Below are 25856 nucleotides of genomic sequence, written 5' to 3'. Positions count from 1 at the left end.
TCATGTCTCCGTCACGGGCGGCAGGCCACGCCGGCGGAGCACGGTCTCGAGCCGCATCAGCAGCAGCGGGGCGGTCCAGGACGCGGCGATGGCAAGCCAGGCGACGCGGTCCATGCCCGCGAGCCGGCCATCGGGCCTGATGCTGAGCAGCAGCGGCGCCGTGCCGGCGCCCACAGCCTGGGCGAGATTTGTGACGGCGGCCGCGAGCGACTGGAAGGCGGCGCGCTCCGCGGGAAGCGGCACGCGGGTGGCTGAGCCCTGGCTGACCGTGCTGCGCACGAGCTGCATCACCAGAACCATGGCCAGCACCGGCAGGGCCGGCAGCAGCGGCGCCGCGCCAAGGAAGGCTAAGCCGAGCACGAGCGTCGTCGCGAGCGCAGCCGCCACCGCGACCGGCAATGCGCCGAAACGGTCGCTCGTGCGGCCGGCCAGAGGCACGACGGCCAGGGTCAGCGCCCCGCCCAGCAGATAGACGGCTGAAAGGCCGGTAGCGCCGAGCCCGGTATTGCCCAGCACGAAGACTGGCAGGTTGGGCGAAACCAGCAGGGCCGAGAAGGACGAAGCGGCGATCAGCAGGAAGGCGATCAGGCTCGGCTCGCCGGCGATCAACCGCAGGACGCCGCGCCAGGCCAGGCCGGACGGTCGCGCCTTGGCTGCGGCGAGATGCTCGCGCCGGGGGCCAATCGCGATCGCGGTCACGGCCGAGATCGCGCCGCCGCCGATCGCCAGGGCCAGCAGTGCCCAGCGCCAGCCGCCGGGAAGGGCCGCGAGCAGCGTCCCCACCGGAAGGCCGAGCACGAGTGCCAGCCCATAGGTACCGACGAGGCGGCTCATCGCGAGGCCGCGTCGCTGCAGCGGGACGACGTCGCTGGCGATCGCGACCAGCAGGCCCCAGAGCGGCCCGGCTGCGAAGCCCGCCACGGCGCGCGTCGCCATCAGCGCCACCATGCCGGGGGCGGCGGCGCTCGCGACTGTTGCGAGCGTGAACACGACGGCGCAAGCCGCCAGGGCCTCGCGGCGATCGAAGCGATCGAGCACGAAGGACGCGACGAGGCCGCCCAGGGCCGCCGACAGCGAATAGACCGCGCCGAGATAGCCGAGCGCATCGGCCCTGCCGCCGATCTCCGCCACCAGGAAGGGGCCGAGCGGGAACATCACGGTCGCGTTCAGCGCCACGACGAAGGCAACTGCCGCGAGAAGCGCGACGAGGCTGCGTTCCGACAATTGGCATGGCGAAGCTGGCACGGGCTCGTTTCCCAAGGGCTCGTCTGGTCGGGCTCAGGCACGCGCCCGCATCGGCGGGGCAGGCTGGAGTGCGGCGCATGCGGTTCCGATTCGCTCGATGGCGCGGTCGAGCATTTCGTCGGGGGCCGCATAGGAGAGCCGGATATGGCCGGGGCAGCCGAAGGCCGAGCCATGGACCAGCCCGACACCGGCGGCGTCGAGCAGATAGAGCGCGAAATCCTCGTCGGTCGCGACGAGGCGTCCGTCCGGGGCCTGCCTCCCGAGCAGCGCCTCGCAGGACGGGAAGGCATAGAAGGCCCCCTCGGGCACACGGCAGGACAGCCCCTCCACCGCGTTCAGCCCGGCGACGATCCTGTCGCGGCGGCGCTCGAAGGCAGCGACATGGCCCGCGATGAAATCCTGCGGGCCCTCAAGGGCCGCGACGGCGGCGGCCTGGCTGATCGAGCAGGCGTTGGTGGTGGAATGCGACTGGATCGCCGACATTGCCCGGATCAGCGGCTTCGGCCCGCCGGCATAGCCGATGCGCCAGCCGGTCATGCAATAGGTCTTGGAGACGCCGTTCATCGTCAGCGTCCGCTCGCGCAGCCGCGGCTCGATGGCGGCGATGGTCGAGAAGCGGAAGCCGCCATAGGTCAGGTGTTCGTAGATGTCGTCGGTCAGGATCCAGACCTTGGGATGGCGCATCAGCACGGCGGCGAGCGCCGCGAGTTCGTCATGCGAATAGGCCGCGCCGGAGGGGTTCGAGGGCGAGTTCAGAATAAGCCAGCGCGTGCGATCCGTGATCGCGGCATCCAGCGCCTGCGGATCGAGTCGGAAGCCGTTTTCGGCCAGGCACGGAACGATGACTGGCGTCCCCTCGGCCAGCAGCACGATCTCCGGATAGGAAACCCAGTACGGCGCGGGGATCACCACCTCGTCGCCGGCCGAGAGGGTGGCCATCAGCGCGTTGTAAACGATCTGCTTGCCGCCCGAGCCGACGATGATCTCGTGTGGCGCATAGGAGAGCCCGTTCTCGCGCTCGAACTTGCCGGCGATCGCCTTGCGCAGCGCCGGCGTGCCGTCGACGGCGGTGTATTTGGTCTCGCCGCGATCGATGGCGGCCTTCGCCGCCTGCTTGATGTGATCGGGCGTGTCGAAATCGGGCTCGCCGGCCACGAGGCTGAGCACGTCGCGGCCCTGCGCGGCGAGCTCGGCGACCTTGCCGTTCAGGACGACGGTCGGGGAGGCCTTCACCCGGCCGAGGCGCTCAGCGCTCTGGAACATGTTCATCAATCCTAAATCAATGCCATCCAAATGCTTGCATATGCGAGATCAGAGTCAATGAACCGGTTCCAAATCCGCTGCGCAAATGTCTTGCAATCGCTGCCTCAACAGGCAGCCTGACGCGCGGGATTAAGGCAGAGGGACGCTTGGGCCGGACTCCGCGCCCGTGTCAGGATGGCGGCGAGAGACGGGGCGAGGCGATGACGGGCATCAAGAAGGCGACGATCCGGGACGTGGCGGCCAGGGCCGGCCTCGCGCTCGGAACCGTCTCGCGCGTCCTCAACGACCACCCCTCGGTGACGCCGCAGGCTCGCAAGAGCGTGCAGGAGGCGATCAAGGCACTGGGCTATCAGCGCGACGCGGTCGCCGGCAGCATGCGCAACGCCCGCACGAAGATGGTCGCCTGCGCGATCCGCGACTTCGATATTCCCGCCTTCGCCAGCTATGTGAAAGCGGCCGAGGGGGTGTTCCGCCGCGCCGGCTACACGCTGCTGCTGGCCAGCACCTCGAACGAGAAGGATGTCGAGCTCGCCCTGCTACGTGGCTTCGCGCAGCGGCGCGTCGAGGGCGTCATGATGACGATGAGCGACGAGGCCGATGCCGAACTCGCCGAGACGATCGCCGGCGCACCGATGCCGATCGTCCTGATCGACCGCGAATTGCTGCCAGATGTCGACCGCGTGATGGCCGACCATCAATCGGGCGCCGAGCAGGCCGTCCAGCACCTGATGTCACTGGGGCACAGGCGCATCGGCATGATCGTCGGCGACCCGGCCGCCTATCCCTCTCGCAGCCGCATCGCCGGATACCGACGCGTGCACGCGCAGCGCGGGGTCGCGGTCGACGAGGCTCTCATCCGCGACCATGCCCTGTCCAACGAGATCGCCTTCCGTGAAACCTGCGCGCTTCTCTCGACGGCCGACCGGCCGACCGCGCTGTTCGTCGCAGCGATGGACATGCTCGCCGGCACGCTGCGCGCGCTGCGCAGCAACGGCCTGCAACCGGGGCGGGATATCGACCTCGTCGCCGGAAGCGATTCCGACCTTGCCGAACTCGGCACGCCGCCGATCTCGGCCCTGTCCTGGGATCGCGCAGAGATGGGTCGCCACGCCGCCGAGATGTTGCTCGACCGGATACGCGATCCCCAGCCAAGAGCGCCGCGCTGCGTGCGCCTGCCGGTCTCGCTCGTGGTCAGAGGTCGACCGTATGACGGGCTCCCGAGGCGTTGACGTCCCGGTCAACCGGCATCCGGCAGAGGAACACCGACTGTGCGCTTGGCCCACCTGGCAAAACGAGACCGGCAGGAGACGCGTTATTTTTGGAGAGCGTCTGCAAGCGCAGCAAAGAAGGCGTCGTCGTTGATTTCGAGCCGCTGTCGGAAACTCGGCTTCGAGCGAGCGCAGAGCACAACGACGACAAGGCGTTCGCGTGGGTTGATGTGGATATGCTGGCCGTAGATGCCCTCAGCCTGGAAACTGCCTGCGAGACGCGCGTCCGGGAGCACGGGGATCCACCACATATAGCCATAGGGGATCGTCTTATCCCCTATGTTGAAAGCAGCACCGGCCTCCGCATTCCAGTTGTCGGGCAGCAATCTGTCATCGCCGATGCGGCCCTCATCCAGCACGAACTGGCCGAAGCGGCCGTAGTCTCGCAAGGTCGCGTGCATGCCGCTGCCGGAGATCGTCATTCCCTCCGGACTTTCCGACCACCAGCTCGCATCGGCCTCCATCCCGAGCCGCGACCAGAGCTTCTCGCTGCAGTAGTCCGCGAGGTTCATCCCGGTCGCGTTCTGCATGAGGAGGCCAATCAAATAGGATTCGCCGGTGTTGTAGACCCAGGATTCTCCGGCCGGCGTTGCAGCCGGCAATGATGCCATGTGCCGGGCGATGCCGCCCTCTTCCCAGCGGCACTGGATATCAAGCAACTGCCGCCGGTCGGATGTCGGATCGGTATAATCTTCACGCCAGCGTACGCCGGACGCCAATCGCAGCAACTGCCTGATCGATACCTGCGCGTAGACTCCGCCGAGCGGCATGTAGCGCGTGACCGGATCGTCGAGGCTTTCGATCGCGCCTTCCTTCAGCGCGATACCCACCAGCGTCGCGGCGACGGATTTCGCGAGCGAACAGGAGTTCCATTGTGTCTCCGGCCCGATGCCGAGCCCATAATGCTCCGCGACGACTGCGTCGTCCTTCATGACGAGCAAGCCGGCGATCCGGTTGACGGAGAGGTAGTCGTAGAGGTCGAAGCTGCGGCCATGATCTTGAATCGCAAGCGGCGGCAACCCGGACGGCGCGCGCTTCAACGCCCTCACCTCGCCGCCACGCCGTATGACTCGCGATGGGAACCAACCCTGGTCTGCTGACATGGTTGCAACCAACTCGTCCGGAAGCAGGGTTCCATCGAAGAAGCGCATCAGCTGACTGCGTTTTGTCTCGTCGATGCTCATGGGTGTTCGTCCACTGTAAAATGCGAGACAGGAATGCCCGCCGGACCGCCGTTGTGATTCAGCCGATAGCCGGCGACTTGAGGCTGATCCAGCTCGTCTTCGTCTGGAGATACTGCGCCATCGCCTCGGTGCCCTTGTCGCGAGCAAGCGAGCCGGATTGCCGATAGCCGCCGAAGGGCGTCTTGATATCCCCCTCGGTGAAGCCGTTAATCGCAACCGTCCCGCAGGCGAGACGCCGCGCCATGAACAGCGCGCGGTCAATGTCTCGGGTGAACACCGTCGCGTGGAGCCCGTAGGCGCTGTCATTGGCGATGGTGAGCGCCTGTTCGGGCCCATCGACCGGCAGCACGCCGAGCACGGGGCCGAAGATCTCTTCCCGTGCGATCGTCATCCCGGGCGAAAGCTCGGCGAAGACCGTGGGGCCCAGAAAACTGCCCGGCCGGGTCGCAAGAGCTGGATCGGCGGGCAGGACACAGCGCGCACCGTCGCCCGTGCCCATCTCGATGAAATCGAGCACGCGCGCCCGATGCTCTGCAGTGACCATCGGGCCGAGATCCGTCGCGGGATCGAGCGGGTCGCCGACGACAAGCGCCCGCGCCCGTTCCGTGACGAGCGACAGAAACTCCTCCTGCCGGCTGCGGGCGACGATCTGGCGCATGTTGGCGGAGCAGTTCTGCCCGCCATTCCAGAAGGCGGCGGTCACCGCATGCTCGATCAGTTCCGGCGTCAGATCGGCATCGTCGAGGATGATGAAGGGGCTCTTGCCCCCCATCTCGAGCCCGATGGCCTTGAGGTTGCTGTCGGCGGCATAGCGCAGGAAGAGCCTGCCGACCTCGGTGGAACCTGTGAAGGAAATCGCGTCCACGTCTGGATGCAGCCCGAGCGCCCGGCCGGCCGTCTCGCCGAGACCCGGGACGATGTTCAGCACGCCGTCCGGCAGGCCGGCTTCCGCTGCGAGCTCCGCGAGTTTGAGGGCCGAGAGCGAAGTCTGCTCGGCGGGTTTGACCACGACGGAGCAGCCGCTGGCCAGCGCCGGGCCGAGCTTCCAGGCCGCCATGAGCAACGGGAAGTTCCAGGGAAGGATCACGCCGACGACGCCGATCGGCTCGCGCGTTATGAGGGCGAGCGCGTCCTCGCCCGTCGGGGCGACCTTGCCGAAGCTCTTGTCGATCAGCTCGGCATACCATTGCAGGGTATCCGGGACCTCGATGCTGATCTCCTTCACGCAGTCCCGGATCGGCTTGCCGCTGTCGAGGCTCTCCAGAACGGCAAGCTCGGCCGCGTTGGCACGGATGAGGTCAGCGAGCCTCAGAAGCACGGCCTTGCGCCGTTCCGGTGCAGAGCGCGACCACGCCCCGTCGCGAAACGCCGTGCGAGCCGCCGCGACCGCACGGTCGATATCCTTAGCCTGGCCGCTGGCAACAGACGCAAACGCCTCACCCGTCGCGGGGTTCACCGTCTCCATCATCTCGCCGCCCGCGGCCGCGACGAAGCGGCCGGCGATGAAGACACGTCCCTCGAAGGAAAGTCCTGCTGCGATGGCGCGGTGATCGGCGGTCGTTGCAAGCGTCATCGGCGGCTCCAGGGTGGCTTTCGAAGGTGGATTGTTCAGAGCGGCGCGTGGGCGCGGGCATAGGTGCCGCGGGTGAAGCGCTCCAGACGCAAGGGAGTGAGGATGGCGTCGGGCTTCTCACCTTTCGCGAGCCGCGCGACGTGCCGGCCCACGGCTGGCCCGAGGCCGAAGCCATGGCCGGAGAAGCCGGTCGCGACAATCAGGCCGGACAGGGCATCGGGTGCGTCCAGCACCGGCAACGCATCCGGCAGCACATCGATCAGTCCGGCCCAGGACTTGACGATGGTCAGCCTGTCGTCCGTCCCGAAAATGTCCTGCACGGCTTCCCGCGTCCGGTCTGCGCGGTCACGATTGGCAGGGATCCATGGCCGGCGCCCAGCCGCCGCGCGTTCCGACGGCGGCACGACGAGCCGCTGATGCAGATCATCGAGGAAGGGACGGCCCAGCCGCAGGGAAAAGCCGCTGCGATGACGCATGAACTCCGGCAGGAAGAAGCGCATCGCCCGCATGGAATCGAGCGTGATGTCGATGTCGGAGCAGGAATCGGCTGCAATGATGCAGGAGCCATCCGCCCGCTGCCGCAATCCGATGCCGTAACCGCAGAAGCAGGGGTCGCTGAGGGGCGGCAGGGGCGCCGTCAAAGAGACAGTGCTGCGCACGGTCTGCTGCGGAAGGCCGAGGCCGAGTGGCGCCAGCAGGCGATGGCTCTGCGCTCCGGCCGCGCAGACCACGATGTTGGAAGCGATGCGGCCATGCTCGGTCAGGACGCCGGTCACGCCGCCCGCGGCACGCTCGACCGCGAACGCACCGCAATTCTCGACGATCTGTGCGCCAGCCCGGATCGCTGCTCGCGCGAAGGCGGTTGTGGCCATAGCCGGCTCGGCTTGTCCGTCCGTCTCCGTGAAGAGCGCGCCTTTCGCAGGCTTCGAAAGTGCCGGCATGAGCGCCTTTGTCTGCCGGGACGAAAGCATGCGCGCCTGACCGGAAACCGACCTCGTTTTCTCCACCCAGCGTTCGAACGTGTCGTTCTCGGCTTCCGTTTCGGCGACGAAGACGCAACCGGTCCGGCGCCAGCCCACGGGCTCGCCGAGTTCGGCCTCGAGATCAGGCCAGATCGTGAGCGCCTCTATGGCGAGAGGCAGTTCAAGCGGATCGCGATACTGCGTCCTGACGAAGCCCCAGTTTCGGCCCGACTGCTGTGAAGAGACAGCGTCGCGCTCGACCAGCGCGACCGAGAGCCCGGCACGCGCGAGATAGTAGGCGGAGGCGCAGCCGACAATTCCGCCGCCGACCACCACGGCATCGACCCGGTCCGGCAAGGCGGCACGCCCAGGCGCAAGCTGCGCGAGCACGTCGTCCGGCACATGGGCAGTGAGACTAAGCAGCGACATCGAGCAAGGCGTCCATGTCCATCTCCACCCGGATTTCCGGATCGAACAGGCCAGCCTGGACGGTGGTGCAGGCCGGGTCCACGCCTCGAAATGCCTCGGTGAACACCGCCATCACGGCCTCGTAGTCCTCGGGCCGCGCAATAAACATCCGGACGCGGACGACATTGGCGAGCGTTGCTCCAACCTGGGCAAAAGCCAGCTCGGCATTGCGGAAAAGCTGGCGGGTCTGCTCGGCGGCGGCGCCTGCCAGGGTTTCGGCGGCATAATCGTAGCCGGTGGTGCCCGACAGCATGATGTGGGAGCCGACCACGACGGCGCGGCTGTAGCTATAGGCAGCCTCGAAACTGCTGCCTGAGGAGATCAGGCGCCGGCCATGCCGCTGGGTCGTGGTGAATGCCATGGTCGCTCTCGCCTCGGTTGTCGTGACGTCTCAAAGGCAACGGAGGCAGGGGCGCTGTCGATTTCAATAATTCGAGGCGGAGGCCGAGGAATTCGGGGGACGCCGTCGTTTTTCAGGGTTCGGCTTCTCAAAATTGAAATCGACAAGCGGGGTTCGCGGTGACGTTGTCGATACGGGCAAGAACCGGATCTGGCTCTCGCCCATTCCGAAGCGGGAGTGGCATGGGTTCGATGCGGGTGGACGTCGCAATCGTCGGAGGTGGAATTGCCGGGGCTTCCGCCGCCTATTTTCTGGCTCGGCACGGCTCGGTCGCGCTGATCGAGCGGGAAGAGCATTTCAGCTATCACAGCTCCGGCCGCACCGCCGCACAGTTCACGGTCGGCATCGGCGCCACGACGATGCGGCGGATGGCGCAGGCGAGCCGAGCCTTTTTCGAGGCGCCGCCGGAAGGCTTCTCCGAGCAGCCGATTTTGTCTCCGCGTGGCTGCCTGACGGTGGGGCGTCGAGAGCAGGAGGCGACGCTCAGGCGGCTTGAAGCCAACCTCGCTTCCGTTGGCGCCCGTGCCGACCGCCTCGGCCGGGACGAAGCGCTCGCCCTGTTTCCTGCGCTTCGGCCCGAAAAGCTCGATCTCGGCGTCTACGAGCCGGACGCAATGGATATCGATGTCGACGTGCTGCTGCAGGGCTACCTCCGGGGCGCCAAGGCTGCCGGGGCGGTTCTCGCGACACGCAGCGATATCCGGGCGATCGTACGCGAGGGAAATCGTTGGCGTCTGACCTGGGCCGGCGGCGACATCCTCGCCGACGCGGTGGTCAATGCAGCCGGCGGCTGGGCGGATGAGGTGGCTGCCATGGCCGGGCTCGCCCCGCTGGGCATCGTCGCGCATCGGCGCACCGCGTTCACCTTCGCCCTTCAGAAGGATTTCGACACGCGTAGCTGGCCGCATGTCGGCTCCGTCGACTACGACTGGTATGTGAAGCCGGAGCCGGGCTGCCTGATGGGCAGCCTTGCCGACGCGGTGCCCGTCGCGCCGTCCGACGCCTATCCCGAGGACATCGACGTCGCCCAGGCGATCGAGAATATCGAGCGCGACACCCGCTTGAGCATTGGCCGCCCGATCAGCCAGTGGGCGGGGTTGCGCAGCTTCGCCAGGGATCGCAATCCCGTAGCCGGCATGCGCGAGGACGCTCCCGGTTTCTTCTGGCTGGCGGGCCAGGGCGGCTGCGGCATCCTGACTTCCCCAGCCATGGGGCAATCCATCGCTGCCCTCGTCACCGGGGCACCGTTGCCGGAAGCGATCACGCAACTGGGCGTCGCCAGTGAAGACCTCTCGCCGGAACGCGAGAGCTTGAGGGTTATCGCGACATAGGACCGGACATGCGGCCGACCCGCGCCGTCCACGATCACGAGGCTGAAGACAGCCCGTCAAAAACGAGGGGATATCATGACCGAATACGACTCGCGTGGAATGACATTTCGCCGCCGCGATCTGATGGCGCTGGCTCTCGGCGCCGGCGCGGGCGCCGTGCTGGCGCCAAACGCCGGTGCGCACGCTCAGGGCAAGGGCGCCGCGCCGCCTGCCAAGCCGCGAGGCCAGGTGATCGCCGGCATTTCCCAGGAACCCACGGTCTTCAATCCGCTGATGCCCGGCAGCGAGGTCGATCAGGGCGTCTGGTGGCAGCTCTTCAGCCCGCTCTGGTTCATCGACCCGGCAGGCCGCTTCGTTCCGGATCTCGCCCGCGAAGTGCCGAGCGTCGCCAATGGCGGCATCTCGGCCGACGGGCTGACCTGGAAGATCAAGCTTAGAGGCGACGCGAAATGGCATGACGGAACGGCGTTCACCGCCGAGGACGTCAAGTACACGCTCGACCTGATCAACACGCCCGGTTTCCGCGCGCGTAACCGGGTCGGTCACAGCCTCGTCAAGGACATCGTCATCGTCGCGCCCGACGAGATCCATTGGCGCATGGAGCGCGCCTACTCACCCTATCTGTCTATCCTGGCGCTGACCTTCATCACGCCTGCGCATATTCTCGGAAAGGCAAGCGATCCGAATACCGCGCCCTTCAATAACGCGCCCGTCGGCACCGGCCCGTTCCGCTGGGGCGAGCGTGTTGCTGGCGACCGCGCGCTGCTGCACGCCAACCCCGCCTATCATGGCGCCGGCCCTTACCTCGAACGTATCGTCTTCAAATACATTCCCGATCTGACTGCGCTCTACACCCAGTTCAGGACCGGCCAGGTCGATTATCTCGGCATTGGCGGCATTCCCGCTCACTTCGCCAAGGAAGCCGAGGCGTTGAAGGGCCCTCGCGTGATCCGCTCGCCGACGCCCTTCATCGAGCACATCGCGCTCAATCTCGAATTCGGTCCCTTCGCCGAAAAGCCCGTCCGGGAGGCCCTCTACCTGGCGATGGACAAGCAGGCCCGCATCGACGCCATCTATTATGGGCTGCCGGTTGCGACCGAATCCTTCCTGCCTCGCGAGTCATGGGCCTTCGAGCCCGATCTTCCGGCGCACAAGCACGACCCAGCGAGGGCCAACGCGCTGCTGGATGCGGCAGGCTGGAAACGCGGCGCGGACGGCATCCGGCAGAAGAACGGGCAGCGCCTCTCCTTCTCCAACTCGACCACGACCGGCAATCCGGCGCGCGAGCAGTCGCAGCAGCTCCTGCAGCAGGACTGGGGGCAGATCGGCGCGGAAATGCGGATATCCAACATGCCGGCGGCCGTGATCTGGGGCGAGTTCTGGCAGAAGTCGAAATTCGAATCCGTGACTGTCGGCTCCAACTTCATGATCGGCAACGATCCGGACGTGACGCCGCGCTTCGGCAGCCGCTCGATCCCCGCCAAGCATGGCGCCGGGCTGAATACCTACCAGTATCAGAACCCGGAACTCGACCGGCTCTTGGAACTCGGCTCCAGCCAGTTCGACCAGCAGGAGCGCAGGAAGACCTACGGACAGGTCCAGCGCATCGTTCGCGACGATCTCGTCTTGCTGCCGGTCTATCAGTCGGTCATGGCCGAAGGGGTCAAGGACGGGCTGGCCGGCTTCGCGGCCAACATCAATTGCTCGTCCAATTGCTGGAACATGCGCGACTGGTACTGGGCTGGCTGAGCCCGTATCTGACCGGACCCGCGAGGATGACAAGATCTTGAGCGCCTTTCTTCTGCGCCGTTTCGGGCAGGCCGTGCTGTTGCTCTTCATCGTCTCGATGATCGGCTTCGCCATCCTGCATCTGGCTCCGGGCGGGCCGTTGTCGCAATTCGCCGCCGGCGGCGACATGTCGCAAGAGGATCTCGACCGTATTGCCGAGCAGCTCGGCCTGAACCGGGCTTTGCCGATCCAGTACGCCGAATGGCTATGGCGCATGCTCGCCGGCGACTGGGGCCGCTCCTATCGGGACGGCCAGCCGGTGCTGCACATCATCGGCTCGCATATCGGCGCGACGCTCGAATTGATGCTGACATCGACGCTGCTCGCCATGCTGATCGGCGCATGGATCGGAATCCTCGGGGCAATCCGCCGCTACTCGCTCTTCGATTCTCTCGCCACCATCGGCGCCATGATCGCGCTGTCGATCCCGACCTTCTGGTTCGGCCTGGTCGTGATCTACGTTTTCTCGGTCGGGCTTGGCTGGCTGCCATCCGGTAACCGCTACACCATCGGGGACGGCTCCCTGCTCAACCAGATCCACCATCTGATCGGGCCGGTCATGGTGCTCGCGCTGGTCTCCACCGCGGTCTGGAGCCGGTATATGCGCTCCTCCATGCTCGAGGTGATCAATCAGGATTACGTCCGCACCGCCCGCGCCAAGGGCCTCTCCGAGCGCTCGATCCTGGTCCGCCACGCCTTTCGCAACGCATTGCTGCCCATGATCACCATCACTGGCCTGCATGTGCCGATGCTGCTCTCCGGTGCCCTCGTCACCGAAACCGTCTTCACCTGGCCCGGCATGGGGCGGCTCTTCCTCGATTCGATCAGCTACCGCGACTATCCGGTCGTGATGGGCGTCTTGATGTTGAGCGCCGTGCTCGTCCTGCTCGGCTCTCTGATCGCCGACCTGCTCTACGGCATCGCCGATCCCCGCATTTCGAGGAGCGGTTGATGAGCGTCAGTGATCTCGACCGGGCCGCCGTGCTGCCGCCCGAGCGGCCCTGGAACAGTCCGGGCTTCAGGCGCTTCCGCCGCCACAAGCTCGCTGTCTTCGGTGCAGCAGCGATCGTCGCCCTCACGCTGGCCTGCGTAATCGGGCCGTGGTTGCTGCCTTACACCGACACATATATCGACATTCGAGCCCGTTTCGCTCTGCCCTTCACGGGTCCGCACATCCTCGGGACCGATCCGCTCGGTCGCGATATCCTCGCACGCCTGCTCATGGCGGGGCGGATTTCGCTCGCGGTCGGCTTCTCGGCCATGATGATCGCCATGGCAATCGGCATTTGCATCGGCCTTGTCGCGGGCTTCTACGAAGGCGTGGTGGGCGCCGCGCTGATGCGCTTCGTCGATGCGATGCTGTGCTTCCCCTCGATCTTCCTGCTGCTCGCCATCTCGGCCTTGATCCAGCCCTCTGTGGCCTCGATCGTGATACTGATTGCGGCAACCTCCTGGATGGAAGTTGCTCGCGTTGTCGAGGCGCAGATCCGTGCGTTGAAGACGCGCGAGTTCGCGCAGGCCGCTGTCTCCTTTGGCGCATCGCACAGCCGCATCATGTTCCGCGAACTGCTGCCCAATGCCATCGCCCCGATCATCGTCGCGGCGACCTTGAATGTCGCCCACGCGATCCTCGCCGAAAGCTACATCTCCTTCCTCGGCTTCGGCATCCAGCCGCCGACGCCGAGCTGGGGCAATATGCTCGAAAGCGCGCAGAGCTATCTCACCAGCGCGCCCTGGCTCGCCATTTTTCCCGGCATCGCCATCACGCTCGCCGTGACGTCTTTCAATTTCGTTGGCGACGGACTGCGCGACGCGCTTGATCCGAGAATGGATCTGCCCTGAAAAGGATGGCTGAAGTTCCGCTGAGGAGGCCGAAATGAGCCGCAGATTGCCGTCCCTGAACGCACTGCGCTGCTTCGAGATCGTGGCGGCCCAACTCAGCATCAAGAAGGCCGCGCTCATCCTGAACGTCAGCGAGAGTGCCGTCAGCCGTCAGGTCAAGATCCTGGAGGACCAACTCGGCGCCCCCCTCTTCATCCGGAGCCACAACGGGCTCGAGATCACCGACGAGGGCCGCAGGCTCGCACTCAGCGTGAAAGAAGCGTTCGACCACATCGCGAACGCCATCGATCCGTTCCGGAACGAGCGCAACGCGGTCACGATCAAGGTGCTGCCGACCTTCGCACTACGCTGGCTGCTGCCGCGGCTCAGGACGTTCCAGGAGCGGCACCCTCTGATCAAGGTGAATGTCCATACGCGTCTCAACGACATGACGCTCAACGACAATGATGCCGACCTCGGCATTCGCTACGGCATTGGCAACTGGCCTCAGGACTGCGCGACGGAACTCTATCAGGAATGGATCCTGCCGGTCTGCGCGCCGGATTACCTGGCGGGGCATGCTGACGGCGAGACCGATCTGGCAGGCGCGACCCTGCTCCATCCCCTGCCGGACCGGCAGGACTGGGTGACGTGGTCGGAGAAATCGGGAACCGGCCTCGATGCACGTGGCGGCCTCGACTTCGATGCGTTGGACATGGCGTTGAGCGCGGCCGAATGCGGCCTTGGGGTCGCCATGACCGACGTCGTCCTGGCGCACCAGGCGATCCAGTCCGGCCGGCTCGTCACGCCGATGCGCAAGGCCGTCCCGACCGGCTTTTCCTATTATCTGGTCCGGCCGCCCGAGATGCGCCGCCGGCGCGAGGTCGTGGTGGTCGAGGACTGGATCTGCAGCGAGATCGAAGGCGCCCGGGAGCTGGTTCGCCGTTACGCGTCGTGAACGGCCTGCCTCTGATCTTTAGAGGCGAGCTTCGCAAAACGGCCATCGACGACAAGGGGGATCGGGCAGCTATCTGACCGTCAGGACAAGTTTGACTGACCGAGGTGGCTCCGATGGCTTCTGCCCGTTCCCCGCTGGAAGGCGTTCTCGTGGTGGCTATCGAGCAAGCCGTCGCCGCCCCGTTTTGCACCTCGCGCCTCGCCGATGCGGGGGCACGCGTCATCAAGATCGAGCGGCCGGAGGGCGATTTCGCCCGACGCTACGATGATGTCGCCAACGGTCAAAGCAGCTACTTCGTGTGGCTGAACCGGGGCAAGGAATCGCTCGTCCTCGATCTCTCCGCGCCGGAGGACAAAGCCAAGCTCGCGGGACTGATCGCACAGGCCGACATCCTCGTGCAGAACCTGAAATCCGGTGCGCTCGCCAGGCTGGGTTTCGCGACCGAAGAGCTGCGTGTGCGACATCCCGGCCTAATCTGCTGCTCGATCACCGGTTATGGCGAGAACGGCCCACTCGCGGATCGCAAGGCCTACGACCTGCTGATCCAGGCCGAATCCGGACTATGCTCCATTACCGGCGGCCCCGAGGAGCCGGCCCGCGTCGGAATCTCCATCGTCGATATCGCCACCGGCGCCACCGCGCACGCCGCGGTCCTGGAAGCCCTGATCGCGCGCGGCAGCACTGGCGAGGGTGCCGATATCCACATCTCGATGTTTGACGTGATGGCGGATTGGTCGACCGTACCGTTGCTTCACCAGGAAGGCGGCAGACCGCCGCAGCGCATCGGCATGGCCCATCCTTCGATCGCACCTTACGGCGCCTTCGCCACCCGCGACGGCAGGCCGATATTGATGTCGATTCAGAACGACCGGGAATGGGCCAAGTTCTGCGAACTGTTCCTCCGGCAGCCGGATCTGGTTACCGACCAGCGCTTCGCAACGAATGTCGACCGCGTCCGCAACCGGCTCGAGACCGATCGGATCGCCGCGGAGGCCTTCGCAAGGCTCGATGCACGCGAAGGGGGCCGGCTCCTCCTCGAAGCCGACATCGCCTTCGCCAGCGTCAACGACATGGCCGGGCTATCGCAGCATCCGCATCTGCGGCGCATCACTGTCCAGACGCCGGCGGGGCCGGTTGAACTGCCTGCCCCTGCCCTGGTCCTGGCGGGCATTGGACGTGAATACGGCCCGGTTCCCGCCATCGGCGAGCATAGGGTGCTGCAGGATTGAGACGAGGCGCGGCCGACATTTCAGCCGGGTGAATCGCGGCGTTGGCCGACGCCATTGGCCATCAGGACGCAAGCGGACTGCCCTGCCTCTCTTTTTTAGAGGCTGGCCTCTAGAAAAAGATATCGACGCCAAGCCTACCCCTCTGGATACAACAAGTATCGTAGATCGAGGGGCGCCTTGTCTCCTCTTCTGTGCGTCGTCACAAGTTTTTGATGGTTTGTTTTGAGTAATTAAAATGTATTAGTTGCATTATTGCTACAAGTAATTTTCATTATTCATTTTCATTTACAGCCAGATTGACGCCTAAACATCAATTACCTCAAGCATGCGGCGAAGATAACGTCGTTATTCTCGCTGAATTATTGAGGCAAAAATGAAGGTCGATCAGCTAACGAGGGCGTCAACCGCGCTCGCCGAGCCCAGCCATGTGAAAGCCGCGGCAACCGGTGCGTGTCTGATGACCGCCCTGGTTATCGTGAGCGTTCCGCTGGCAACGATCGCCGCCCGGGCTCAACAAGGGCAGAGTCAGCTCCAGCTCGACGAGATCGTCGTGGAAGGGGCAGGCACATCGCAGGTGCCGCCAGCTTTCGCAGGGGGGCAGGTCGCAACCGGCGCCCGCCTCGGCCTGCTCGGCAATACCGACATCCAGAAGTCGCCGTTCAACGTCACCAGCTATACTGATCAGTTCATCCGTGACCGCCAGGCGCGGACGGCCTCCGAGGCGCTCGCCCTCGACCCATCCGTGCGCGCGACCCAGGGCACCGGCGCGCCATTCGACTCGTTCTATATCCGCGGCTTTCCCGCGAACGAGGGGACGAGCGGTGAAATCGCATTCGATGGCGTCTACGGCGTGGCACCGAGCTTCCGCATTTTCTCCGATTATGCCGAGCGCATCGAAGTCTTGAAAGGGCCTTCGGCAGCGATCACCGGGGTTTCGCCGAATGGCGGGATCGGCGGCGTCATCAACATCGTCCCGAAACGCGCCGAAGAGGACCTGACGCGCGTCACGCTAAACTATGCTTCGAATGCGCGGCCCGGCGGTCAGCTCGACTTCGCCCGGCGCTTCGGTGCCAATCGGGAGTGGGGCCTGCGGGTCATCACCAGCCTGAGCGACGGCAGGACAGCTCTCGATCATCAATCGGAGCAAAGCGGCGTTGGCGCGCTCGCCCTCGACTATCAGGGCGAGCGGTTCCGCGCCTGGGCCTATTTTCTGGCCCAGACAGATCGTTTCAATGCGCCTGCCCGGCCCTTCTTCATGCAGGCCGGGGTGCCGGTTCCGAAGGCGCCTGATGGCCGCCGCAATGTGACCCAGCCATGGGAATATTCGGACGTCGATGATCGCGGCGGCTTGCTGCGGATGGAGTACGACGTCGCCGACGGCATCACACTGTTCGGCAATGCCGGGGCCTCGCATACCGGCGTCGAACGCTATTTCGCCTCGGCCGCGACGATCACCAACCTGCGCGGCGATACCGTTACGGCACCGCAATTCTACGGCCTCGGTGTCGACCGTCAGACCTTTGAGGGCGGTGTACGGGCAAAATTCGAGACCGGCTTCATCAGGCATGCACTGACCGTGCAGCTCTCTCGATACCATGAAGAGACATCGCGCGAGTTCGCCGCTGCCCGTGGCTCCTACGCCTCGAATATCTACAACCCGGTGCGCGTGCCGGAGATCGCGCCGCTGCGTATCGGCTCGCAGGCGCGTCTGTCCGACAGCACGCTGACGGGCGTCTCGGCGGCGGACACGCTCTCGGCTTTCGACGAGCGCGTTCTGCTAACGGTCGGCGTGCGCCGGCAGAATGTCGAGGCCCGCAACTACGTCTCCAATGTCGGTGCCTTGGCCTCTTCCTACGATAAGAGCGCCACGACACCCTTCGTCGGCCTCGTCGTCCGGCCCTGGGAAAACGTCTCCTTCTACGGAAACTATGTCGAGGGGCTGAGCCGCGGCGACATCGCGCCGGTAACCGCGAGCAACGCCGGCGAGATCCTCGCCCCTTATGTCGCCCGTCAGGTCGAGGCAGGCGTCAAGCTCGACTACAGCGGCTTCGGCGCCTCGCTCGCCGCGTTCCAGATCACGCGGCCGATTGGCGAACTCAGCCCGGCGCGCACCTTCGCTGAAAGTGGAGAGCAGCGTGTTCGCGGCCTCGAGCTCAATGTTTTCGGCCAGATCACATCGCAATGGCGGGTGCTGGGCGGCCTGACCCTGCTCGACGGAGAACTCACACGCACAGCGGCTGCGGCCAATATCGGCAATACACCGATCGGCGTGCCTCGCATCCAGCTCAATCTCGGCACGGAATGGGATGTGCCTTGGGTCCCCGGTCTTACCCTCAACGCGGCCGTCATCCATACAGGCAAGCAGTTCGTCGATGCGGCGAACAGCCAGGCCTTGTCGGATTGGACTCGCCTCGACCTGGGGCTGCGCTACGCGACGCAGTTCAACGGTCGCAAAACCACCTTCCGTGCTAATGTCGTGAACGTGACGGACGCGAAATACTGGGCTGGCGCGGCGTCCTTCGGCACCTTCACGCAAGGCGCTCCAAGAACCTATCTCCTGTCGATGTCCGCGGATCTCTGATGACGTCATGTCTTCGCCCGTCCCGCCGGAATCTGCTGGGGGCTCTCGGCATCGGCTTGCCGCTCGCGGCAGCTTGTCGGACCTCCGCAGCGCCGATCACCGTTACCGATGTGCTCGGCCGCAAGGTCGCTGTCGAGTTGCCCGTTCGGCGTGTCCTGCTCGGCGAAGCGCGGCAAATCCACGCCATCGCGGCCTTGGACCGTGACAACCCTTTCGCCCGCATCGTCGGATGGGGAGAGGATTTCGAGAAGGCTGACCCCGACAGCTACCGCATCTATGTCGAACGCTACCCGCAAGCCGCCGCGCTGCCAAAGTTCGGCAGCGCGGCGGCAGGAAGCTTCGATATCGAGAAGGCGATTTCGCTTCAGCCCGATGTGCTGATCCTCAACTTCGAAGCGGAGCGCGCCAGTGCGGAGATGCAGCTCGTCGAAAAGCTCGCCTCGGTTGGTGTCGCGGTGCTTTATGTCGATTTTCGGCACGCGCCGCTCCGCAACACCGAGCCTTCGTTACGCGTGCTGGGGCAATTGTTTGGACGCGAAGACGTCGCTGAACGACTGATCGCCTTCCGAGCGGATCAGATCGCGCGTGTGACGAGCCCGATCGCAGCGATGCCGGACTTGAAGCGCCCGCTGGTCATGCTGGACCGCATTCCAGGATACTCCGACGGCTGCTGCATGAGCTTCGGCCAGGAGAATTTCGGCCTCATGGTCGAAATGGCCGGCGGCCGCAATCTTGGTTCGGAACTCCTTCCGGGAACCTTCGGTACGATCAACCCCGAAACGATCATCGCCCGAGACCCCGATGTCGTCATCGTGACGGGCGGCAACTGGGACACGCTTGCGCCAGGCGGCGAATGGGTTGGCCTTGGCCCGGGCGCTGATCTGTCCGTAGCCCGTCGCAAACTCGCAGCCCTCGCGCAGCGCCCGGCATTCATGCATGGCAAGGCGGTCGCTGAGCGGCGCGTCTATGCCATCTGGCACCAGTTCTACAACAGCCCGTACCAATTCGTGGCGCTTCAGCGCATCGCACGCTGGCTGCACCCCGAGCTTTTTGGCGATCTCGATGCAGATGAAACGCTGCGCGAACTTCACGAGCGCTTTCTGCCAATCCCCTATCGACCTGGCTATTGGGTGGAGTTGAAAGGCGACAATTGATCAAGCGTCGCGCCAAGCGAACCCTGCGACCTCTGGTCCTTGTATTTCCCGTGCCCAAAGAGAGAAGGCAGGGCCTCCGACGCCGAACTTGAGGCCATTTTCGGTTGGCGTGGCGGCCGGATGGCATCGCTCGACACCTTCCAAGCGAATCGCGAACGGCTGGCGAAACAGGCAGCGGCGAAGCTCTTGCCGGGACGGGATTAGAACAGGCTATTCCCGTACCTTGAATTCCGGTGCGAGATTTCGTTAATTTAGCTGAAGAAAATCAGACGTTTAGCAATTATAATGGTGGGCCGGGCCGGACTCGAACCGGCACCGGCGCTGTTATGAGCAGCGAGCTCTAACCATTGAGCTACCGGCCCGCCTCTCGCCTACAGCATCGGGCCGAAAAGTGGAATCCGCTTTTTCCGAAAAGCCGATGCTGCGTCGGACGTCATAGCGGGACGGGCTAGGCCGCCCGGCGTCTCCGGCGCAAAACACGAAAAAGCCCCGCGGATCGGTCCGCGGGGCCTTTCAGATCGTCCGGTGTCCCGACGTTCGCGCTCAGGCGGCCTCGTGCAGGGAGGCCTTGCCGCCATGGCCGCCCGCATGCCCTTCCCGGAACTGGAAGCGGGCGATGTGCTCGGTCAGGGCCCGCGTCTGCTCGTCGGTCAGCGCCAGCGCCGCATTCGTCTCCTCGACCAGCGCCGCGTTCTGATGCGCCATGGTGCCGATGCCGTCGATCTCGGTGTTGATCGTCGAAACGTCGGTGGCCTGGCTCTTCGCCGTCTGGGCGATGCCGTTCATCAGCTTCGTCAGCTCGTTCACCGAGCCCATGATCGCGCCGAACATCGCCGAGGTCTCCTCGACCAGGCCGACGCCGACCCGGACGTCGCCATGGGCCGCCTCGACCAGCTTCTTGACGTCGTTGGACGCATCGGCCGAGCGCTTGGCGAGGCTGCGAACCTCGGTCGCGACCACGGCGAAGCCCTTGCCGGCATCGCCGGCCCGCGCCGCTTCCACCGCCGCGTTCAGCGCCAGCAGGTTGGTCTGGAAGGCGATCTCGTCGATCATCGCGATGACCTCGGAGATCTTGCTCGAGGACTGGCGGATGCGCTGCATCGCTTCCAGCGCCGAGGCGACGACCTTCTCGCCCTGCTGCGCGCGCTCCTCGGCGCCCTGCGCCATGCCGGTCGCCTGCGCCGCCTCGCTCGCGGTCTTCTTCACCGTGCCGGCGAAGGCACCGAGCTGGTTCGTCGCCATCGAGACGGCATTGCTCTCCTCGCTGGTACGCTCGGCGAGGTCGGTGACGCCGTCGAGGATCTCGCTGGTCGCGCTGCGCACCGCCGAGACGGTCTCGGAGAGCCGCGCCAGCGTGCCCTCGAACTCGTCGGCGAGCGCGTTGGTGCCGTCCTTGAGCTCGGCGAAGGCGCCCTGATAGAGCCCCTCGATACGGGCCGAGAGATGGCCGGCCGAGAGCTCGGCGAGCACCTCGCAGGTCTCGGACAGGCCGGTCTGCACGGTTTCGAGCAGGGTGTTGACCGAGTCCGCCAGGGCGTTGAGTTCCGCATCGGCGAACTGCGCGGCGACACGCTGGCTGAAATCGCCGGCCGCGGCGGCGGCGACGACGACGCCGAAAGCCTCGCCCAATTCCTGCATCATCTGGCGGCGCTGTTCCTGCGCCTGCTTCTGGTCCTCGACCTTGGCAATCTCGGCGGCACGCAGCGCGACCGCATTGTCGCGGAAGAGCAGCACGCTCTTCGAAATGTCCGAGATCTCGTCGTTGCCCTTGGTATCGACGGTCGTCTCGAGCGCGCCGTCGGCGATCGCCTTCGTCGCGCCCCAGAGCCGATTGAGGCGGCCGACGATCATCGGGCGGACATAGAGGAAGGCCAGCGCCAGCGCGATCAGCAGCGAACCGCCGCCGATGCCGCCGAGCCAGAGCCGGCTCTGGTCGATCAGCGTCCCGGTCGAGGTGCCGGCGGCCTCCGCCCCGTTGCGGGCCGTCGTGACGAGCTCGTTGACCTCGCGGCGGACCGCATCGGCGGCCTGCTGCGTCTCCTTGAGCCCGGCCTGGATCGCCGCGCGCGTCTTCAGCTCGCGCTCGCGGATCGCGATCACGCTTTCATTGCCCTCGCCGAGAGCGATCACCGCGTTGACGGCATCGGCGCGCGCCGGATTCGCCTGCAGCTTCTCCGCCTGGGCGAGGAAGCCGCGGACCTGATTCAGGGTGGCGTTGAACCGGGACTTGCCGGTGTCGAGCGCCGCGCGGTTGTCGACCTGCGAGATTTCGCGCAGCAGGCCGACCATCTCGCTGATCTGGAGCTGGAGCGCCTGGGCCGTCTGCAGCGTGGCGAGATCCTTGTCGATGATGTTGGCCAGCGCCTCCTCGACCTCCTTGCCGGTGAGCTGGGTCGCGCTGGCGATGTTCATCTTGACGTTGAACTGGGCGTCGCCCGTCTCGAAATCGGCGAGCGCGGTGAATCCTTCGCGGGCCTTCGACAGCTTCTCGAGCGTCTTGGCCTGCTCGGCCGCGTTGCGCAGCCTGTCGCCGGTCAGGTCGTTGATGTCGTTGATCTGGCGCGAGAGCGTGTCGATCGCCTGCTGGGCCTTCCCCTGATCGACCTTGCCCTGCTGCGCGATGCGCCGCAGCAGGTCCATCTGCCGCCCCTCGACCTTGTCGAGATCGGCGGTCAGCGCCGAGCGATCCTGGATGGACTCGACCTCGCTGAAGCGGGCAGCGAGCGCCGTCGACTGCGTGGCGGCCTGCGACAGTTCGAGCGCCAGCTCCACGACCGGCATCTTCTGCCCGACGAGGTCGTCGACCGTCGCCTCGACGCGGTTATAGGAGAGCCACGCGACGGAGGAGGATACGAGGGTCAGCGCCGTCAGCGTCCCCAACGCGGCATAGATCCGGGCGGCAATGCCGATCCGCATCGGCTTGCGCTCGCGCGCAGGCTTGGCTTTCGTCATGAAGTCGTTCTCCGGATCTCACGCAACGCTGGAAAAGGATTTCAGAAGCGGAAGCCTGGCCCGGTCCATGTCGCGTCTCCCATGCGGCACAGAATCCGCTGCCCGGCCGGCCGGATGGCCGGTTGGCAGGTAGGCCTTGCGAGATCGGACGGACATGCATCTACCCCGGACCGGTGTTCCGGTCTTGTCGGGGCGCACTATGGCGAAGTGCCTTTTAAGGAACGTTTAAAGTGGATTCTTTTGAATCACCGCGTCCGAGATCAGGTTCATCAGCCGTTAGGATTTTCAATCCGTGCGGGGCACCGGCCGGGGGCGGCCCTCCTCATCGATCGCCACGAAGGTGAAGGTCGCGTCGGTGACCTTTTCGTGCAGCGTCGTCCGGAAGCGCTTGGCCCAGGCCTCGACGTGGATCTTCATCGAGGTCCGGCCGATCGACTCGATTTCCGTATAGACGCTCAGCACGTCGCCGACCTTCACCGGATGGATGAAGGTCATGGCATCGACCGCGACCGTCACCACGCGTCCCTGCGCCCGGTCGACGCCGGCGATGCCGCCGGCCTGGTCCATGCGCGACATCACCCAGCCGCCGAAGATGTCGCCATTCGAGTTGGTGTCGCTCGGCATCGCGATGGTGCGCACGGTCAATTCGCCGCGGGGCTGCTCTTCCGGTGCATCGGCCGCTCGGGTCATGGTCGCTCGTCGCCTTCGTGATCGGGAATCTGTCGGCGATGATGGCGGGCGGGAGCGAGCCCGGCAAGCGGGGCGAGCCTTTACCCCTCGCGTCTTTGCGGGCGAGGATGATCGCGAGGCGTCACGGAGGAGAACGACCATGCCCGGCCAGAAGCCGCTGATCTGCATCTCGCTGCGTTATCTCGACGGCCCGCGCATGGTGGATTGGCTGATCGAGGCCTTCGGCTTCGAGAAGCATGCCGCCTATTATTCGGAGGATGGCAGGACGCTGCTCCATGGCGAATTGCGCATGGGCGACTGCTTCGTCATGCTCGGCTCGTCCGAGGGCAACGAATTCGGCAAGCTCGTCCCGCGCCCGGCCGAGCTCGGCGGCACGACCGCCTCGCCCTATATCGCCACCGACGACATCGACGCCCGCTGCGAGCGCGCCCGCAAGGCCGGCGCCGAGATCTGCATGGAGCCAACAGACCAGCCCTATGGCAGCCGCGACTTCATCTGCAGGGATCCGGAGGGCCATCTCTGGTGCTTCGGCACCTATCGCCCCGCGACCTGAACGCGCTGCTCCGATTGCTGGCGTGTCCGCAGGATCAGCCAGCAGGCGATCGCGAGATTGACCAGGTTCCAGGCCAGCCCGTTGAGGAAGGCCATTCGGTAGGAGCTGAAATAATCGAAGATGACGCCGGAGAGATAGCCGCCGGCCGCCATGCCGAGCACCGTGAAGGACATGACGAGCCCGATGCGCATCCCGGCCTGCCGCGCCGGCAGGTATTCGCGGATGATGACCGCGTACATCGGCACGATGCCGCCCTGGAACAGGCCGAACAGGGCGCTGACGATGTAGAGCGACGAGAGCCCGTCGAACCAGAGATAGAGGAACAGCGCTACGCCCTGCATCAACGAGCCGATCAGAAGCGTCGCCGTGCCGCCGATGCGATCGGCCACGAAGCCGGAGCCGACCCGGCTGACGATGCCGAGCAGCATCATCAGCGAGAGCATCTCGGCGCCGCGCGCCACGCCGTAGCCGAGATCGCCGCAATAGGCGACGATATGGACCTGCGGCATCGCCATCGCCACGCAGCAGGCAAAGCCGGCGACGCAGAGCAGGGCCTGGAGCTGATTGGCGCTGAGGCCGAGATCGCCGCGCACGCCGGCGCTATGGACGTCGGCGCTGGCGAGCGTGGCGGCCGTCGGCTGGCGGCGGAAGAACGGCGCCAAGGACAGCATGATGACGAGCGCCGTCACCGCGATGCCGAAATGGGTGACGCGCCAGCCATGATGCGCGAGCCCCCAGTTGATGACCTGGGGCCAGACCACGCCAGCGAGATAGCTGCCCGAGGCGCCGCAGACCACCGCGAGCCCGCGATGCCGGCGGAACCAATGCGACAGGTCGGAGATCAGCGGCGAGAAGCCAGCGGCGCTGCCGATTCCGATCAGGAGCCCATGCGCCGCCGCGAACTGCCAGAGCGAATGCGAGAGCCCGGCTGCGGTGTATCCGGCCGCGAGCAGCAGCCCCCCCACCACGATGGGAACCATGATGCCGTAGCGATCGGCGATCCGGCCCATCACGACATTGCCGGCCCCGAAGCCGAGCATGGCGCAGGTATAGGGCAGCGTGGCGCCGGAACGCAGCGTATCGAACTCGCCCTGCATCGCCGGCAGCACCACGACGACCGACCAGGAGCCGACGCAGGCGACGGTGCCGACCACCAGCGCGAGCACCAGGCGCAGCCAGGCATAGGGTGAATCGGGCTCGTAGCGCCCGGCATCTCGAAGGGAACCTTGGGTCATGCGTCCTCGATAGCCGGTTCTGATGCGGCCTTGTGGCAGGATTAGCAGCAAGCGCCGGCCGAACAAGCGCAAGCGGCACAGCCCCGCCGCGCGCCGGGTGGAGGTGTCGTACCCGCTGTCTCGCCCGCGGCTTGACCCCAGCCCATGGCCGCGAACAATGCGCAACGTTCCGGAGCGCCCGACCATGACGAGGATCTGCATCTACGGCGCCGGCTCCATCGGCTGCTATCTCGGCGGGCGCCTTCTCGCCGCCGGCACCGATACCCGCTTCGTCGGCAGGCCGGCGGCCGGGGCTGCGCTGCGCGAGCACGGCCTCACCGTCACGCACTATGACGGTCGCCGCTGGACCGTTCCGCCGGGCAGCATCGCCTTCGCGACCGAGCCGGAGGGTGCCGCCGGGGCCGATCTCGTCCTGCTCACCGTCAAGTCGGGCGGTACGGCCGCCGCAGCGGCCGAACTGGCTCCTATCCTCGGTGCCACCGCCACCGTCGTCAGCTTCCAGAACGGCATCGGCAACGGCGATATCCTGCGCGCCGCGCTGAAGCAGACGGTGCTCGACGGCATGGTGCCGTTCAACGTCGTCAACCCTGCGCCGGGCCAGTTCCACCAGGCTTCACAAGGCGACCTCGCCTTGCAGGCAAGCCCGCCGGGGCAGCCCGATCTCTCGGCCTTCGCGCAGGCAGGCCTGCCGTTCCTCCGCCACGCCGAGATGGCGCCCGTCCAATGGGCGAAGCTGCTCCTCAACCTCAACAACGCCGTCAACGCGCTCGCGGACAGGCCGCTGCGGGAGGAGCTGTCGCAACGCGATTACCGCCGCTGCCTCGCCTTGGCGCAGCGCGAGGCGCTAGGCCTGCTGCGGCACGCGGGGATCGTACCGGCGAAGCTGACCCCGCTGCCCGCGAGCTGGATTCCGATACTGCTTGGATTGCCGGACGCGATCTTTGCCCGTCTGGCGAAGCGGATGCTCGCCATCGACCCGCAAGCCCGTTCCTCGATGTCGGACGATCTCGCCGCCGGCCGGGCGACCGAGATCGATTGGATCAATGGCGAGATCGTCAGGCTTGCCGGGCGCCTCGGCACCTCTGCGCCCGTCAACGCCCGGCTTTGCGCTCTCATCCGTGCGGCCGAAAAAACGCATCCGCGGCCTCATTGGACCGCGGATGCGCTTCTGGCGGAACTCGAGGCCGCCGCAGGTTGAGGC

At 65.8% G+C, this 25856-nt stretch carries 20 protein-coding genes and 1 tRNA gene; 11 read left to right on the top strand and 10 right to left on the bottom strand.

Features of this window, described 5'->3' with window-relative positions:
• Complete coding sequence (locus IED13_RS08455; protein ID WP_191123910.1) at window positions 1-1245, bottom strand: MFS transporter; 1245 nt, start codon at window positions 1243-1245, stop codon at window positions 1-3.
• A 33-nt stretch (window positions 1246-1278) separates the two neighbouring features.
• Complete coding sequence (locus IED13_RS08450; RefSeq protein ID WP_191123909.1) at window positions 1279-2508, bottom strand: pyridoxal phosphate-dependent aminotransferase; 1230 nt, start codon at window positions 2506-2508, stop codon at window positions 1279-1281.
• Window positions 2509-2708: 200 nt separating this feature from the next.
• Between IED13_RS08450 and IED13_RS08445 the strand changes: the two genes are divergently transcribed.
• Window positions 2709-3737, top strand: a complete 1029-nt coding sequence (locus tag IED13_RS08445) for a LacI family DNA-binding transcriptional regulator (protein ID WP_113252531.1) — start codon at window positions 2709-2711, stop codon at window positions 3735-3737.
• An 83-nt stretch (window positions 3738-3820) separates the two neighbouring features.
• On the opposite strand, the gene IED13_RS08440 is transcribed toward IED13_RS08445, so the two are convergent.
• Genes IED13_RS08440 through IED13_RS08425 form a run of 4 tightly spaced genes read right to left on the bottom strand, consistent with a single transcriptional unit; the run spans window position 3821 to window position 8324 of the window.
• On the bottom strand, window positions 3821-4960 hold the full coding sequence (locus IED13_RS08440) for a serine hydrolase domain-containing protein (protein ID WP_133562994.1): 1140 nt from the start codon (window positions 4958-4960) through the stop codon (window positions 3821-3823).
• Between the two features lie 58 nt (window positions 4961-5018).
• Window positions 5019-6533 carry an aldehyde dehydrogenase gene (locus IED13_RS08435; protein ID WP_191123908.1) on the bottom strand — a complete coding sequence of 505 codons (1515 nt, stop codon included), beginning with the start codon at window positions 6531-6533 and terminating at the stop codon, window positions 5019-5021.
• A 35-nt stretch (window positions 6534-6568) separates the two neighbouring features.
• Window positions 6569-7924 (bottom strand): NAD(P)/FAD-dependent oxidoreductase, encoded by a 1356-nt coding sequence (locus IED13_RS08430; RefSeq protein ID WP_191123907.1) that lies wholly within the window; start codon window positions 7922-7924, stop codon window positions 6569-6571.
• Window positions 7911-8324, bottom strand: coding sequence for a Rid family hydrolase (locus IED13_RS08425; RefSeq protein ID WP_191123906.1), 414 nt, complete (start codon window positions 8322-8324; stop codon window positions 7911-7913). Before IED13_RS08425 ends, IED13_RS08430 begins: the two co-directional genes overlap by 14 nt.
• Window positions 8325-8545: 221 nt before the next feature.
• Here IED13_RS08425 and IED13_RS08420 point away from each other — a divergent pair, with 221 nt between their 5' ends.
• From IED13_RS08420 to IED13_RS08385, 8 genes are all read left to right on the top strand, one after another.
• Window positions 8546-9694: an NAD(P)/FAD-dependent oxidoreductase gene (locus IED13_RS08420; protein WP_210323549.1), complete on the top strand. Its 1149-nt coding sequence runs from the start codon at window positions 8546-8548 to the stop codon at window positions 9692-9694.
• Between the two features lie 75 nt (window positions 9695-9769).
• Window positions 9770-11443: a peptide ABC transporter substrate-binding protein gene (locus tag IED13_RS08415; RefSeq protein WP_191123905.1), complete on the top strand. Its 1674-nt coding sequence runs from the start codon at window positions 9770-9772 to the stop codon at window positions 11441-11443.
• A 37-nt stretch (window positions 11444-11480) separates the two neighbouring features.
• Window positions 11481-12434: an ABC transporter permease gene (locus tag IED13_RS08410; protein ID WP_038359004.1), complete on the top strand. Its 954-nt coding sequence runs from the start codon at window positions 11481-11483 to the stop codon at window positions 12432-12434.
• A complete protein-coding gene (locus IED13_RS08405) occupies window positions 12434-13324 on the top strand; it encodes an ABC transporter permease (protein WP_191123904.1) in 891 nt (296 codons plus the stop codon). The genes IED13_RS08410 and IED13_RS08405 overlap by 1 nt, the downstream gene beginning before the upstream one ends.
• Before the next feature lie 34 nt (window positions 13325-13358).
• A complete protein-coding gene (locus IED13_RS08400; protein ID WP_051987509.1) occupies window positions 13359-14261 on the top strand; it encodes a LysR substrate-binding domain-containing protein in 903 nt (300 codons plus the stop codon).
• 113 nt (window positions 14262-14374) lie between these two features.
• The gene (locus tag IED13_RS08395) at window positions 14375-15490 is read left to right on the top strand and encodes a CaiB/BaiF CoA transferase family protein (protein ID WP_191124030.1); all 1116 of its coding nucleotides are present in this window, start codon (window positions 14375-14377) and stop codon (window positions 15488-15490) included.
• A 457-nt stretch (window positions 15491-15947) separates the two neighbouring features.
• Window positions 15948-18071, top strand: a complete 2124-nt coding sequence (locus tag IED13_RS08390) for a TonB-dependent receptor (protein ID WP_191123903.1) — start codon at window positions 15948-15950, stop codon at window positions 18069-18071.
• Window positions 18071-19225: an ABC transporter substrate-binding protein gene (locus IED13_RS08385; RefSeq protein ID WP_191123902.1), complete on the top strand. Its 1155-nt coding sequence runs from the start codon at window positions 18071-18073 to the stop codon at window positions 19223-19225. The genes IED13_RS08390 and IED13_RS08385 overlap by 1 nt, the downstream gene beginning before the upstream one ends.
• A 286-nt stretch (window positions 19226-19511) precedes the next feature.
• On the opposite strand, the gene IED13_RS08380 is transcribed toward IED13_RS08385, so the two are convergent.
• The 3 genes from IED13_RS08380 to IED13_RS08370 form a co-directional block, all read right to left on the bottom strand.
• Window positions 19512-19587: transfer RNA gene (locus tag IED13_RS08380), tRNA-Ile, on the bottom strand.
• A gap of 181 nt (window positions 19588-19768) precedes the next feature.
• Entirely contained in the window at window positions 19769-22177 is a 2409-nt protein-coding gene (locus IED13_RS08375; protein WP_113252540.1) for a methyl-accepting chemotaxis protein, read from the bottom strand.
• Between the two features lie 285 nt (window positions 22178-22462).
• The gene (locus tag IED13_RS08370) at window positions 22463-22867 is read right to left on the bottom strand and encodes an acyl-CoA thioesterase (RefSeq protein ID WP_038359016.1); all 405 of its coding nucleotides are present in this window, start codon (window positions 22865-22867) and stop codon (window positions 22463-22465) included.
• Window positions 22868-23006: 139 nt separating this feature from the next.
• Here IED13_RS08370 and IED13_RS08365 point away from each other — a divergent pair, with 139 nt between their 5' ends.
• The gene (locus tag IED13_RS08365) at window positions 23007-23420 is read left to right on the top strand and encodes a VOC family protein (RefSeq protein WP_191123901.1); all 414 of its coding nucleotides are present in this window, start codon (window positions 23007-23009) and stop codon (window positions 23418-23420) included.
• On the opposite strand, the gene IED13_RS08360 is transcribed toward IED13_RS08365, so the two are convergent.
• Window positions 23402-24655: an MFS transporter gene (locus IED13_RS08360; protein ID WP_142021741.1), complete on the bottom strand. Its 1254-nt coding sequence runs from the start codon at window positions 24653-24655 to the stop codon at window positions 23402-23404. The genes IED13_RS08365 and IED13_RS08360 overlap by 19 nt on opposite strands.
• Before the next feature lie 184 nt (window positions 24656-24839).
• On the opposite strand from IED13_RS08360, the gene IED13_RS08355 reads away from it, so the two are divergent.
• Window positions 24840-25853: a 2-dehydropantoate 2-reductase gene (locus IED13_RS08355; protein ID WP_191123900.1), complete on the top strand. Its 1014-nt coding sequence runs from the start codon at window positions 24840-24842 to the stop codon at window positions 25851-25853.
• Window positions 25854-25856 lie beyond the last annotated feature (3 nt).

This window comes from Allobosea spartocytisi, from assembly GCF_014764685.1.
GTDB lineage: Bacteria > Pseudomonadota > Alphaproteobacteria > Rhizobiales > Beijerinckiaceae > Allobosea > Allobosea spartocytisi.
Note: the sequence above shows the minus strand (reverse complement) of the source record. Positions and strands in the feature narration are given on the sequence as shown.

Coding starts and splice junctions, on each gene's coding strand:
- IED13_RS08375 (WP_113252540.1), bottom strand. CDS start 22,177: ATGACGAAAGCCAAGCCTGCGCGCGAGCGCAAGCCGATGCGGATCGGC.
- IED13_RS08420 (WP_210323549.1), top strand. CDS start 8,546: ATGGGTTCGATGCGGGTGGACGTCGCAATCGTCGGAGGTGGAATTGCC.
- IED13_RS08370 (WP_038359016.1), bottom strand. CDS start 22,867: ATGACCCGAGCGGCCGATGCACCGGAAGAGCAGCCCCGCGGCGAATTG.
- IED13_RS08405 (WP_191123904.1), top strand. CDS start 12,434: ATGAGCGTCAGTGATCTCGACCGGGCCGCCGTGCTGCCGCCCGAGCGG.
- IED13_RS08390 (WP_191123903.1), top strand. CDS start 15,948: ATGACCGCCCTGGTTATCGTGAGCGTTCCGCTGGCAACGATCGCCGCC.
- IED13_RS08435 (WP_191123908.1), bottom strand. CDS start 6,533: ATGACGCTTGCAACGACCGCCGATCACCGCGCCATCGCAGCAGGACTT.
- IED13_RS08415 (WP_191123905.1), top strand. CDS start 9,770: ATGACCGAATACGACTCGCGTGGAATGACATTTCGCCGCCGCGATCTG.
- IED13_RS08395 (WP_191124030.1), top strand. CDS start 14,375: ATGGCTTCTGCCCGTTCCCCGCTGGAAGGCGTTCTCGTGGTGGCTATC.
- IED13_RS08430 (WP_191123907.1), bottom strand. CDS start 7,924: ATGTCGCTGCTTAGTCTCACTGCCCATGTGCCGGACGACGTGCTCGCG.
- IED13_RS08445 (WP_113252531.1), top strand. CDS start 2,709: ATGACGGGCATCAAGAAGGCGACGATCCGGGACGTGGCGGCCAGGGCC.
- IED13_RS08400 (WP_051987509.1), top strand. CDS start 13,359: ATGAGCCGCAGATTGCCGTCCCTGAACGCACTGCGCTGCTTCGAGATC.
- IED13_RS08450 (WP_191123909.1), bottom strand. CDS start 2,508: ATGTTCCAGAGCGCTGAGCGCCTCGGCCGGGTGAAGGCCTCCCCGACC.
- IED13_RS08425 (WP_191123906.1), bottom strand. CDS start 8,324: ATGGCATTCACCACGACCCAGCGGCATGGCCGGCGCCTGATCTCCTCA.
- IED13_RS08360 (WP_142021741.1), bottom strand. CDS start 24,655: ATGACCCAAGGTTCCCTTCGAGATGCCGGGCGCTACGAGCCCGATTCA.
- IED13_RS08440 (WP_133562994.1), bottom strand. CDS start 4,960: ATGAGCATCGACGAGACAAAACGCAGTCAGCTGATGCGCTTCTTCGAT.
- IED13_RS08365 (WP_191123901.1), top strand. CDS start 23,007: ATGCCCGGCCAGAAGCCGCTGATCTGCATCTCGCTGCGTTATCTCGAC.
- IED13_RS08385 (WP_191123902.1), top strand. CDS start 18,071: ATGACGTCATGTCTTCGCCCGTCCCGCCGGAATCTGCTGGGGGCTCTC.
- IED13_RS08355 (WP_191123900.1), top strand. CDS start 24,840: ATGACGAGGATCTGCATCTACGGCGCCGGCTCCATCGGCTGCTATCTC.